Annotated in this window: 10 protein-coding genes; 2 read left to right on the top strand and 8 right to left on the bottom strand. The window is 74.2% G+C overall.

What is annotated here, in order from left to right:
* Positions 1–17: 17 nt before the first annotated feature.
* Positions 18–2,654 (bottom strand): class III lanthionine synthetase LanKC, encoded by a 2,637-nt coding sequence (gene lanKC, locus ACH4RG_RS07825; protein WP_398539252.1) that lies wholly within the window; start codon positions 2,652–2,654, stop codon positions 18–20.
* A 210-nt stretch (positions 2,655–2,864) separates the two neighbouring features.
* Positions 2,865–3,842 carry a winged helix-turn-helix domain-containing protein gene (locus ACH4RG_RS07820; protein WP_397929122.1) on the bottom strand — a complete coding sequence of 326 codons (978 nt, stop codon included), beginning with the start codon at positions 3,840–3,842 and terminating at the stop codon, positions 2,865–2,867.
* Between the two features lie 196 nt (positions 3,843–4,038).
* Here ACH4RG_RS07820 and ACH4RG_RS07815 point away from each other — a divergent pair, with 196 nt between their 5' ends.
* Together ACH4RG_RS07815 and ACH4RG_RS07810 are read left to right on the top strand one after the other, a co-directional pair.
* Positions 4,039–5,277, top strand: coding sequence for an MFS transporter (locus tag ACH4RG_RS07815; RefSeq protein ID WP_398539251.1), 1,239 nt, complete (start codon positions 4,039–4,041; stop codon positions 5,275–5,277).
* Positions 5,274–5,858: a sugar O-acetyltransferase gene (locus ACH4RG_RS07810; protein ID WP_397921662.1), complete on the top strand. Its 585-nt coding sequence runs from the start codon at positions 5,274–5,276 to the stop codon at positions 5,856–5,858. The genes ACH4RG_RS07815 and ACH4RG_RS07810 overlap by 4 nt, the downstream gene beginning before the upstream one ends.
* Positions 5,859–6,022: 164 nt before the next feature.
* Here the strand turns inward: ACH4RG_RS07810 and ACH4RG_RS07805 are convergent, their stop codons facing one another.
* The 6 genes from ACH4RG_RS07805 to ACH4RG_RS07780 form a co-directional block, all read right to left on the bottom strand.
* Positions 6,023–6,526 (bottom strand): DUF4265 domain-containing protein, encoded by a 504-nt coding sequence (locus ACH4RG_RS07805; RefSeq protein ID WP_397921664.1) that lies wholly within the window; start codon positions 6,524–6,526, stop codon positions 6,023–6,025.
* Positions 6,523–7,740: a PP2C family protein-serine/threonine phosphatase gene (locus tag ACH4RG_RS07800; protein WP_397921667.1), complete on the bottom strand. Its 1,218-nt coding sequence runs from the start codon at positions 7,738–7,740 to the stop codon at positions 6,523–6,525. Before ACH4RG_RS07800 ends, ACH4RG_RS07805 begins: the two co-directional genes overlap by 4 nt.
* 583 nt (positions 7,741–8,323) lie before the next feature.
* Positions 8,324–10,480, bottom strand: a complete 2,157-nt coding sequence (locus tag ACH4RG_RS07795) for a hypothetical protein (protein ID WP_397921670.1) — start codon at positions 10,478–10,480, stop codon at positions 8,324–8,326.
* Positions 10,481–10,655: 175 nt separating this feature from the next.
* A complete protein-coding gene (locus ACH4RG_RS07790) occupies positions 10,656–11,129 on the bottom strand; it encodes a DUF6113 family protein (protein ID WP_397921672.1) in 474 nt (157 codons plus the stop codon).
* Positions 11,126–12,055 carry an N-acetyl-1-D-myo-inositol-2-amino-2-deoxy-alpha-D-glucopyranoside deacetylase gene (gene mshB / locus ACH4RG_RS07785; RefSeq protein ID WP_397921674.1) on the bottom strand — a complete coding sequence of 310 codons (930 nt, stop codon included), beginning with the start codon at positions 12,053–12,055 and terminating at the stop codon, positions 11,126–11,128. Before mshB ends, ACH4RG_RS07790 begins: the two co-directional genes overlap by 4 nt.
* A gap of 90 nt (positions 12,056–12,145) precedes the next feature.
* Entirely contained in the window at positions 12,146–12,340 is a 195-nt protein-coding gene (locus ACH4RG_RS07780) for a hypothetical protein (protein ID WP_026290246.1), read from the bottom strand.
* Positions 12,341–12,433 lie beyond the last annotated feature (93 nt).

Here is a 12,433-nt window from a genome sequence, read left to right as displayed (position 1 = left end):
TGCTGAACGGTGTGTTGCTACGACCCCTGGCGGGGCCGGTCCGTGGGGCCGCTCGCGCGGCCGGGGGGCGCCGCCGGAGCGGCGGGCAGGAAGGGAAGTCCGGTGGAGCCGCCGAGCGCGGCGCCCAGGGCGAGGAGAGCGCCGGCGGTCCCGGTGGCCAGGTCCATCGACAGGCGCATCAACTGCTCGCCGGGGAAGGCCAGTCCGTCTCCGTACGCGAGGGCGTGACTGCCCAGCAGGTCGGTGTGGCGGGCGATCGCACGCTGCCGGTCGGCCTCGTCGCACAGCGGGGTGGCCGCGAGGTGCAGCAGGAGGCCCGCGGAGCCCCGGAGTAGTCCGGGCTGGACGTAGAAGGCGGAGAGCGCGGCGGGCAGGAGGGCCCGTCCGGCCGCTTCGAGCGCGGGGTCCGGGCGGTGGGCCAGGTAGGCGTCGATGACGGCCGCGATGCCGGCGCTGCCCGAACCGAGGTACGGCATCAGCCGCTTGCCCTCGACGACGAGGAGTTCGCCGTCGTCGCCGGTCCGGCAGCGTTCCAGGTCGCGGTGCAGGGCGGTGGCCGCCAGGTCGAGCAGGGCGGGTTCCCCGGTGGTCGCGTACCGGCGCACCAGGAGCAGGGCGATGCCGCTCGCGCCGTGCAGCAGCCCGGTGCGGGGCGACGGCGGACCGTCGGCGAGCGCGCGCACGGCGAGGGCGGTGCAGCGGGCGGCCGCGGCGGACAGCGCCGGGGCGTCCGTCGCGGAGGCGGTGCGGGCCAGGTCGTCGAGGGCGAGGCCGATGCCCGCGTACCCGTTGTGGAGGCCGGGCGCGAGCCCTTCCAGGGGCTGGTCGAGGATGATCCGGAGGAGGTCGGCGGCCTCTGCGGTGCGGCCGATCCGGTGCAGGGTCCAGGCGATGCCGGTGAGCCCGTCGTAGAAGCCGAGGGGGCTGCCGGACGCCGGGTCCTTGGCGTGCCGCAGGAGCCGGTCCTCGGCCTCCTCGCACGGCGGGGCGCCCGTCTCGTGGAGGGCGTAGAGCACTCCGGCCGTCCCGTACGCGAAGGAATGGCCTCCGGTGGCGGTGGCGAACTGGGCGATGTCCCCGGGGAAGCAGCGGTCCTCACGCTCCGGTGTGCAGGAGGCGGTGATGGCCCGGACCATCGCGTCACGGCTGCGCGGCCAGTCGCCGGGGGCGGGAACGGACGCGGTGGCGGGCACGGCGGTGACGCCCGCCCCGGGCTGCCCCGTGTCGCGCAGGATCTCCGCGACGGCGGGCCGCAGCTCCTCCTCGGTGACCGGGAAGACCCGGGCGATGTCCCGGGCGAGGCCGGCGGCCTTGGTGCGGTCGATGCCGAACAGGGTGGTGAGCGGCAGGTACAGGGCGAGCCGCAGACAGGCCAGCGCGTAGCGGTCGATGTCGGCACCGCGCCGGTCGGGCGGGGCGACGAAGGCCGGGTTGGCGACGATCTGGCGGCGGCGTTCGGCGGCCGGGGAGGCTGCCTCGAAGTCGAGCAGGACGATGCGCGCGTTCTCCTCGTCGACCATGACGTTGCTCATGTGCAGGTCGCTGATGACGATGCCGCGGTCGTGGACCGCCTCGACGGCACGCTCGACCTGCCTGTACAACTCCGCGGCCCAGGCAGCGTGTTCGGCGAGCAGTGTGGGTGACGGGTGCTGCCGGGCGAGCGGGAAGCGGCGGGCGAAGACCGTGTTGAGGGTGGCGCCGGGGATGTACTGGAGGACCAGGAAGTGGTGGTCGCCGACCTCGAACACGTCCCGGACGGCGGGCACGCAGTCCAGCCCGGCCAGTTGCTCCAGTGCGGTCCGTTCGCGCTCCAGCCGGGCCACGGCGTCCGCCCCGTCGGCGGCCAGACCGGCGTACGGCCGCGCCTCCTTGAGGACGACCTGTTCGCCGGTGCGGGTGTCGCGGCCGAGGTAGACACCGCCGCCGTTGGAGAAGTGCAGCGCCTTCTCCACGGTGTACGGGAGGTCCGCGAGGCCCACGGCGGCGCGGGCTTCGAGGTGCGGCGTGAGGAAGCCGGGCGGGGTCACCCAGGAGGGGACGCGGAAGGACGGGCCCCGGTCGTCCGGGACGAGCCGGCCGCGCGGGTCGGCGACGGCGGGCACGGGTCGCCCGTCGGGACCGGAGCAGAAGCGGGCGGCGAACGCCCCGTACCGGGTGTGCACGGGCCCGTTCCCGCACCGCAGGTCGCTCAGGATGTACGGGCCGTGCTCGCCCTCCAGCAGCCGCATGAGGGCGGTGCACACCTCGGGGAACGCCTCGTCGGACGGCGGGTAGACGGTGATGAACTTCCCGCTGCCGGCCCGGTCGGCGTACTTGGCGTTCCGCAGGGCCAACAGCCCGGCGCTGGGCACGCACTTGAAGGCCAGCCGGTGGTCAAGACAGTGGGCGACGACCCGCTCCAGCACGGAGGCGGCGTTGTCGAGGGCGGCCGAGACGTGGATCTTCCAGCCCTGGGGCGGCAGTCGCAGCCCGTCGGGGCTGTACGCGAGCCAGTCCCCGCGCCGGGTGCGCGTCCACCCGGCGGGTACGGCGCCACGGAGCGGAGCGTAGAACGAGCGTTCCTCATCGGCGGCTCCGCCCGGTCCGGGGGAGCGGTGGGGTGCGTCGTAGAAGCGGCGGTCCGCCTGGCAGTACGCGGCGTACTCCGGATTCACGCACGGCCCCCTCGCTCGGTTCTTTCGTGGCGAGGGAAAAGTTGTCACAACGATGAGCGGTGCCCATAGTCACTGTTGTCACGACTCGTACATGCGCGCCCACCACGCGGAGCGCACGGCGTACTGATGGGTAGGCGATTGTCGCCCAGGCCGGGACGGGTGCGGGCCGGGGGCGTGCGGGGGCGCGAGAGGGGCGCTCTCACAACCGCCTCAGCCTGCGCCGTGCACCAGGACGTCGCCGGCCTCCGTACGGAAATAGAGCACGGAGCGGCCGGCGCGACGGCGGCGGACCAGTCCGGCGTCGAGCAGGACCCGCAGGTGGCGGCCGACCGAGCCCAGTCCCTGCCCGGTCAGCGCGACGAGTTGCGTCGTGCTGAGCGGGGAGGCGAGCAGCGCCAGGACGGCCGCCCGCGCCGGACCGATCAGCGCGCCCAGGGCGGCGGGCACGGGAACACGCCCGGCCTCGGTGAGCGCGCCGGAGCACGGGTACACCAGCCCGTACCTGTGGGGGATGTCCCAGCAGACCCAGGACTGGTACGGGGTCACGGGGACGAACAGCAATGGGGCGCGGCCCAGTTCGCGGGGCGGGTTGTCGTAGGTGTTGATCTGGAGTCGGCTGCCGCCCAGCCAACGGACGCCGGGACGCATGCCGCTCACCGCTTCGGCCCAGCCACCACGGCCCAACTGTGCGGAACGGGCCACCACATCGGCCTCCAGGATCCGCCGCCGCCTCGGCCAGTCGGGCAGCACGGTGTGCGTCCAGACCCACTCCACGCCGTCGGCGGCGCGCTCGGCCAGGTCGTCCCGGTCCAGCGCGGCGGGCAACGGCCCGCGCAGCGCCTCGGCCAGTTCGGCGCGGGCCCGGCCGGGCGGGGTGGCCCGGACCGGTGCCAGCTCGGCGGCGAAGGAGGGCGGGGCCTGGCCGGGCGGGGCGGGGGCCGGCGCGGGGACGAGGAAGTCGGCGGTCCAGCGGGGTGCGAGGGCGGAGCCGATCACCAGCGCGGAGACCGGGTGATCGGCCTTCCACCGCCGGTACGCGGGCAGGTGGGTCTCCAGCCAGGCCCGCTCACCAGGATGCGCGGCGGTGGCCCGCTCCAGGACCAGCAGGCTCGCGACGGCCTCGGCGAGGGGCGAGACGACGAACCGGCTGTTCGCGAGCGTGTCCGCACCGATCTGCCACCAGCCCACGCGCCCCACCGCCTCACTCTCCGTCGCCCCTCCGACCCCGCCGCCCCGCCGCCCCGCTCTCCGCCGCCCGCGGACTCCACCGCCCCGCTCTCCGTCGGCCCTCCGACCCCGCCGCCCCGCCGCCCCGCCCGTCCGGGCTTTCGCGTCCGCGCGAAACAGTAACGGTCCCGGTGACGGTGTCCGGAGACTCCACCCCATGCGCACCTACCGCGAACTGTTCCGGACCCCGGAGTTCTCCCCCTTCTTCGCCGCCGTCTCCGTGCAGACGGCCGCCCAGACCGCGACCGGTCTGGCGCTGGGCACCCTCGTGTACGCGAGGACGGGCTCGCCCCTGCTGTCGGCCCTGGCGATGTTCGGCCCGTCGCTGGCCCAGGTGGCCGGGGCGCTCACCCTGTTGTCGGCGGCGGACCGGCTGCCGCCGCGCGCCGCGCTGACCGCCCTGGCGCTGCTCTCCGCCGGGGCCGCCTGCGTCCAGGCCGCTCCCGGACTGCCGCTGTGGGCCGCGTTCGCCGTCCTGCTGGTGGTGGGCGCGGCCGCGTCACCGGGCGGGGGCGTACGGTACGGGCTGCTCAACGAGATCGTTCCGCGCGAGGGATTCCTGCTCGGCCGCTCCGTGCTGAACATGACGGGCGGCGCGACGCAGATCTGCGGGTTCGCGGTGGGCGGGCTGCTGGTGGCGGTGTTCTCGGCGCGCGGCACACTGCTGATCGGGGCGGGCCTGTACGTCGTCGCGGCGGCCGTGACCCGCTTCGGGCTGACCGCCCGGCCGCCCCGGGCCACCGGCCGCCCGTCGGTCCGGGAGACGCGGCGGACGAACGCGCTGCTCTGGTCGTCCACGCCGCGCCGGTACGTGTTCCTGGCCCTGTGGGTGCCCAACGGGCTCGTCGTCGGGGCCGAGTCCCTGTACGTCGCGTACGCACCCGGGCACGCCGGGCTCCTCTTCGCGGGCGGGGCCCTGGGCATGCTGGCCGGGGACACGCTGGTCGGGCGGTTCGTCACGGCACGGTGGCGGGCGCGGCTGGGGTCCCCGCTGCGGCTGCTGCTCGCCGCGCCCTATCTGCTCTTCGCGCTGCGTCCGGAGCTGCCCCTCGCGCTGGCGGCGGTCGTCCTGGCGAGCGTGGGCTTCGCCGCGAGTCTGCTGCTCCAGGAACGGCTCATGGCCCTCACCCCGCAGGAGCTGAGCGGCCAGGCGCTCGGGCTCAGCTCTTCGGGGATGCTCGCGATGCAGGGCGTGGGGGCGGCCGTGGCGGGCGGTATCGCCCAGCTGACCTCCCCCACGACGGGCATGGCGGCGGTCGCGGGGCTCTCGGTGGTGGTGACGCTGGCGCTGGCCCCGGGACTGCGTGACCGGTCCGGGGACGTCGGGGGCAGACTGCCGGAAGCGGACGGATCACCTCGGGCGTCCCGTACACCCCGCACGGAAGAGACCACATGAGCGACAACGCCAGGCCCAGCCAGAAGGAAGCGATGCTCTCCGGCGAGCTCTACATCGCCGACGACCCCGAACTGGCGGCGGAGGCGCAGCACGCGGCCGTGCTGAGCGAGCGCTTCAACGCCACGTCGGCCGCCGACCCCGAGGCCCGGCGCGCCGCCCTCGCCGAGCTCCTCGGTGAGCTGGGCGAGGGCGCCGAGGTCCGGCCGCCGCTGCGCGTCGACTACGGCTACCAGACCGCCATCGGCCCCCGGACGTTCATCAACTTCGGCGCGGTCCTCCTGGACGTCGCCCGCATCACGATCGGCGCGGACGTCCAGATGGGCCCGAACGTCCAGCTGCTCACCCCGACCCACCCGATCGACCCCGAGCCGCGCCGCGCCAAGTGGGAGGCCGCGCAGCCGATCACCATCGGTGACAACGTCTGGCTGGGCGGCGGGGTGATCGTCTGCCCCGGGGTGACCATCGGTGAGAACACCGTGGTCGGGGCGGGGGCCGTCGTCACGAAGGACCTGCCCGCGAACGTGGTGGCGGTGGGCAACCCGGCCCGGGTGATCCGGAAGATCGGCGAGGCGGAGGCGTGACGGGGCGCGCAGCCCGCCGACGCGGCAAGCCGGGTGCCTGAGTCCCGCCAGGCGCGGCACTCCGGTGGCCCGCGGCCCGCCGGGCGTAGCGCCTCAGGTGCTGGGCAGCCCGCCACCGCGGCACCCCGGGACCCTGCGGTCCGCGGGGCGTAACGCCCAGCGCGCTACGCGGCCCGCCAGGCGTCGGTGACGCACGAGACCTCGAAGTGCCACCAGCCCTCGTCCCGGCCACGGGCGAGCAGCTCCTTGACCCCGCGCAGGTCCGCGCCGCCCGGCACGGTCAGGGCGACCAGCGGGAACTCGGCGCTGAAGACCTCGCCGGTGAGCCCGTAGCCGGCGAACCGCTCGTGCACGGCCCGGGCGTCGTGCCCGAGCGGCCCGTCCGGCAACGGCAGCACCCGTACGGTGCAGTTGCCCGAGTCGGCCACGCGGCCGACGGCCCAGTGGACCCCGTCGTCGTCCGTGCGGAACCGTACGGTCTCCCCCTCGGCGACCCCGTCCCGGAGGAAGGGCGTGTTGTCCACCCGTGCGGTGTCCGGGCCGAGGCACGTCGCCCACAGCCCCTCGGTGTCGTAGGGCGGCCGACCCTCGCGCGGGGCCAGGCGGAACCAGACCTTGATCCGATCGGCTTCACGGGGCGGGCGCTCCGGACCGGCGGGGGAACTCATGGCCCCATGGTCCCCCGCGTGCGGCGTGCCCGCCTGTCCACCCCGGCGACCAGGTGTGACTCTCGTCCGTCCGTCGGCGCCGGCGGGCGGTGCACAGCGAGCAGGGCCATGTCGTCCTCGGTGAGTCCGCCGCTGAAGTCCTGCACGTCGTCGACAAGGTCGCCGAGCAGTCGGGCGGGGGTCGGGAAGGTCCGGCCGGTCAGCCTGGCTGCCGGATCGTAGAAGGTTCCGGTCGCGTCCCGGGCCTCGGAGAGGCCATCGGTGTACAGGAGCAGCGTGCTGTCCGGGGGAAACTCCCAGGTGTCGTGCCGGCCGGGTGACGGGGCGAGTTCGAGTAGGCCCAGTGGCAGCCGGAACGTGCTGGGCATGAGGGGGGTGACGCTTCCGTCCCCGCCGAGGAGCAGTGGTGCGGGGTGGCCGCAGTTGAGGAGGCGTACGACCTGGTGGCCGGTGGGGATCTCCACGAGGACGCAGGTGACGAACGTTTCCTCATCGGTGTTGTCCCGGTCCGCGCGGTCCCGCACGAGAGCTCCCTCCAGCCGCCGCGCCACCCCGGACAGTGTCTCCTCCTGCTCCGAGGCTTCCCGGAAGGCCCCGAGGACGACGGAGACGGTCTCGATGGCGGCCATGCCCTTTCCCCGGACATCGCCCATCACCAGGCGAATGCCATGAGGGGTGGAGCGGGCGCCGTAGAGGTCGCCGCCGATCAGCGCCTCGCGCTGGGCCGCCTGGTACCGGGCGGCCACGTGCAGCCCTGCCACGCGCTTGGCCGGAGTGGGCAGTACGGCGCGCTGGGCGGCCTCGGCCACCTCGTGTGCAGAGGTGAGCCGCTCACTGTTCAGGCGTACCAAGACGTTCACCAGCGCGGCGATGGCTGTGGCGAAGGCGATCGTGGTGAGCTGCGGCGCCATGCTCCGCACGACGGAGTCCTCTCCCCTGATGTCCGCCACGAACCGGAGCGTGGCGGCGAAGACGAAGGCCGCACCTCCGAAGGCGACAGTCCTCCCGAGGCTGAAGATCGGTGCCGCGACCAGCGGCGCGGCCACGAAGAACGGCGAACCGTTGAGGCGGAGGGGCGTGAGGAACTGGAAGACGATCCCGACGAGCAGGAGGACGACGGGCAGCAGACGGGCCAGCCGCCAGAAACGCGATACCGGCGAGAACGAGGGCGCGACGACGGGCTCGGCCGAGCGGTCGGCGACCTTCTTCTTCACGTGGTCCTCCGGAAAGTCGTGGAACCGGTGCCCGGGTCGCGCTCTGGGACACTGCGGAACTACTGGTGACCGAACCTGACCAGGACCCCAGACAGCCCGCCCCGCACGCACGCGCCCAGGCCGGAGGAAGGCCCGGAACCCTCCGGGCACCGACGCCTCTCCTTGGCCGAAAACGAAAAGGCCTATTTGTGCGAATAGTAGCTTTAGTGAGCAAAATTAGCTTAGGGGAGCACGGGACAAACGGCCCTGCCATCGGAGCACTGCGGCGCGCACGAAAGGTCACCTTGGCGGGGGGGCCGTCGAGTCGTACCCGCGCAGCGCCCACCGCCCACCGCCCCGAAGACGACGGCACCCCGCGCGTCCGCCGCGCCGTACCGGCTCACCGCGCGGCCGGGCCCACGTCAGCGACTCCGTCCGGGAACCGGTCACCCACCAGGTTGCTTCTGAAAGTTCTCACGAGACGAGGAAGCCGGAGGAAAGCCCCGCCCGGAACCGGCCCGGAACCCGCCCACCGACGACTCCGCCCCCGGCCGGGGGCGTTCCCGGGCGGGGGCGGAGGGCGGAGCGCTGTTCGGTGCGGGGGTCAGCCCTGGCCGGTCAGGTCGATGGTGACCGTGCGCTCGGCGGGGGTCTTCCCGGCCAGGGCGGTCTTCATCGCCTGGGCCACGTCGTCCGCGCCGACCTGGTGCTTCTTGCCGTCGCCCTTGACCGCCATGATGCCGTCGAAGACGCCGTCCAGGAGCTTGTCGATCGCCTGCTTGTCGTAGACGTCGACCAGTCGGCCGTCCACGGGCTTCATGGAGAGGATCTGCGGCAGCGACCGGGCCGGGCCGAACTGGATCTCCTTGGGGCCGGCCTTGATCGTGATCAGGCCGGACATGGCGGGCTCGGCGAACTCCTTCATCGCCCGGTCCAGTTCGGCCTTGGTGATGGTGGGCTCGCTGGTCGTGACGGGGAGTTCGACCAGCCGGGCCTGCCCGGTCTGCACCTGGGCGCGGTAGGCGTCCCGGACCGAGATCAGGGACTGGCCGGCGTCCAGCGCCTTGCCCGGCTTGCCCGGCACCGCCACGGCCTTGTTCGGCTCGAAGCGGATCGTGCCGTCACTGGACGAGCCGGAAGCGCCGGCCAGGTCGGTGAGGGCCACACCGAGCTTCTCCTCGTCGACCGGGATCACCGGATCGGCGGGACGTTCCCCGCCGAACAGCGAACCGATCACCGAGACGGGGTTGTAGTCGCTGCCCGCCGCGCCGCGCACGGTCTCCTGGCTGTCCAGGGTGAGACCGGCCTTCTCGGGGTCGAGCTTCTCCTCCTTGCCGTCCACCGACAGCGTCAGGGGCGTCTTGGCCCGCTCCCCGAGGGCGGCTTCGAGCTTGGTGACCGCCTCCTCCTTCGTGCCGCCGCCGATGTCGACGCCGAGCACCGTGGTGCCCTTGGGGACCTCGGAGTGGTTCAGCAGGAGGCCCGCCCCGTACGCGATGCCGAGCAGCACGACCGCGGCCACTCCGAGGAGGACCAGCTTGGAGCGGCCCTTCTTCGCGGGGGCGGAAGCGGCGGCCTGGGACGCGGGACGCGGGGCGGCGGGGCCGGGCGTGGGAACACCGGGTCCGCCCGGACCGCCGGAGCTGCCCCGAGGTCCGCCGGCCACCGGGCCGCCGGGGGTGCCCGGGCCGCCCGGGAACGCGACGCGGGGCTCGCTGGGCACCACGGGGATGCCGCTGGTCAGCGTATCGCCCGAGACATGGCCGGGGCCGGGCTCGGGCGCCGGGGGCTGCGTCCTGAGGATCGTGGTGTCGTCGGACATCCGGGGGGGTACGCCGCCGGGGGCGCCCGGGACCATCGGGCCGGGACCGGGGCCGGGGCCGCCGAGGCCCGGGACGCCGTCGAGGTTCGGGGTGAGCGAGGAGCTGCCGGTGACCGGTCCCGTGGTGGGGCCGGACGGACCGGGCGGACGCACGCCGAGACCGGGGGTGGAACGCGGGCCTCCGCCGGGGGGCTCCGTGCCGTAGCTGTCGAGCGAGCTGCGGCCGGGGCCGGGGGCTCCCGGTCCGCCGCCGGGCTGCGGGGCGTCCGAGAAGTACGGCAGGTCGGGGCGCGAGCGGCCCGCGTCGCCGTCGGACCCGCCCGCGCTCGGGCCGCCGGGGGCGCCCACGCCGGGGCCCTGGGCGCCGCCGGGGCCGGACGGAGCGCCACCGCCGGGGGCGCCGGGCGCACCGGTGCCCTGAGCGGCTGCTCCCGGGCCGGTGGCCGGGGCCTTGCGCGGGGCGAACCAGTCGCTGCCGCTCTTCTCCCGGGCCGGCTTCTCGCCGGGCGTCGGGTCGGCGGCGGGGCCGCCGTCCCGGGGCCGGTCCGCGACGGACGCGCCGTTCGGGCCCGCGGAACGGTCCGCGGGCCCGGCTCCGGGCGCGGGCGGCGGCGTGCCGGGGCGCGGGGTGGCGCCGGTGCGCTCCGCGCCCGAAGGACCGCCGGCGATGTCGCTCTCCGCCATCGGCGTACGCATCACGACCGGCGGGATGGGACGCGACCCGGGGATATTGATCCGGATGCGCGTCGTCAGCGTCGTCTCGGTCTTCGGTTCCTCGGGCCGGGGCGGAGCCACGGATTCCGGGTTCTCGTCAGAGCCGTCCTGCGACGGGTGGAGCGACGGATACTGGCGGGATCCGTACGGCGGCGTACCCGAGGGATACGCGGCTCCGCCGCGGCCCTGGGGCCCGGAGGACGAACTGTCAGTTTCACGACTCAAAGCAGGTTCTCCCGATTGGCTCCGCCGCCCGTACTTCCCCCATGCCGCAGGCCAGGGGACGGCTCGGCGCGCGCACCACCATACTGGCCGCCGCCGTCGGACACTCCGCGACCGGGTGAAACCTCCACCCGTGCATCACACCTGTGGGGGTCTGTTCCGACCCGGACTTGGCACTTCACGTACCGGACCGGCCGTTGCGGATGGCTGATTGCGGCACTTTGGAGGTGGTGGCGCACATCACAGCGGCGGCCGTCCCGCCGAGCATGAACAGCACCAGGCCGAGTTCGTCGCCGAAGACGTAGTCGCCCTCCGGTCGCCCGCTCAGCAGGAGGAAGACCGTGACGAACCAGCCCCCCGCCGGGGCGAGCGCGCCGATCTGGGTACGGGTCAGGATCCGGCCGCCGTAGAAGAGGCCCGCGGCGGCCGCCAGGGCGATGATCAACCCGCCCGGGAACCAGGCGGCTTGGACGAGTGCGCCGGCGATCGCGACCAGGACGCCGAGGACCGCGAGGCCCGAGTGGGCGGCGATCCGGGCCGGGTTCGGCCGGGCCGCGTAACCGGTCGGACCGGCCTCCCTGGGTGGCACGTTCCGCCGCGGCGCGTGGGAGGAACCGGCGCGGCCACGGCCCTGGCCCGGGTTCCCGCTCACGCGGTGCCTCCCGCGGCGCGCGTGGCTCCCGTAACGTCCGCGGCGGGCGGCAGGCCCGCGAAGAGGTCGCTCTCACGCTCCCCCTCGGGCACGCCCGGTACGCCCCGCACCAGTTGGTAGCACTCGGTCGTCAACAGGGGCTGACCGAGGCCGTTGGAGAGGGCGAAGAACGGGCCGTCGACCGCGATCTGGGTGGCGTGGGCGCGCATCGCCGCCGACTTGGCCCCGGCGTACGCCGATCCGTCGATCTCCGCGGTGATCAGCTCCCCGTCGGTCACGCCCGGGACGTCGTCCACGGAGGCGATGCCGGGGAAGGCACCGGGGGCGGTGGTGCGCAGCCGCTCGAAACCGGCCTCTGCCACGGCGCGCTCCACCCGGTTCCAGTAGATCTTCGCGACGACGTGCGGCGCGTCGGTGCCATGCCCCGGGTCGGCGGCCAGGTCGGCGGCGCGCATCGCGACGCGGTGGGCCTGGATGTGGTCGGGGTGGCCGTAGCCGCCGTCCGGGTCGTAGGTGACCAGGACCTGGGGGCGGACCTCGCGGATCACCTCGACGAGGTGGGCCGCCGCCTCGTCCACGGGGGTGGACCAGAGGGAGCCGGGGCGGCCGTTCTGCTCGGCGCCCATCATTCCGGAGTCCCGGTAGCGGCCGGCCCCGCCGAGGAAGCGGTGGTCGTCGACGCCGAGCTCCCTCATCGCCGCGGCCAGCTCGCCGACGCGGTGGGGGCCCAGCCCGTCGTCCCGGTCGGCGGCGAGGCGGGCGAGCGCGGGCGGGATGACCTCGCCCTCCTCGCCGAGCGTGCACGTCACCAGGGTGACGTGGGCGCCCTCGGCCGCGTACCTGGCCATGGTGGCGCCGTTGTTGATCGACTCGTCGTCGGGGTGCGCGTGCACCAGCAGCAGACGGCGGGCGGGGAGGTCCTTCATGGGGACCACCCTACGAGCCCGGAGGCCCCCCGTGCCCCCGCGCCCCGTGCCTCGCGCCTCCTCACCCCCCGGCCCGCCCCCGGCGCGCGGTCAGAACTTGATGCTGCTGATCATCCCCGCCACGTTGGACGTCAGATCGGAGATGGTCGGCGCGACCGACGAACTCGCGATGTAGAACCCGAGCAGCATGCAGACCACCGCGTGCCCTCCCTTCAGTCCGGATTTCCGGATCAGCAGGAAAACAATGATCGCCAGCAGCACTACCGCCGAAATCGAGAGCGCCACGGCGGTTCACCTCCATCGGTACGTTCGGACGGTCGGAACGGGGGTACGCGAAGTCAGCAGGTTCCTACCCACCTAGCGCTACGGATCATAACT

Origin of the sequence: Streptomyces sp. NPDC021019 (assembly GCF_044333295.1) — a bacterium.
Taxonomy (GTDB): domain Bacteria; phylum Actinomycetota; class Actinomycetes; order Streptomycetales; family Streptomycetaceae; genus Streptomyces.
The sequence above is the reverse complement of the archived record's forward strand: the minus strand, read 5'-3'. Positions and strand labels throughout refer to the sequence as shown.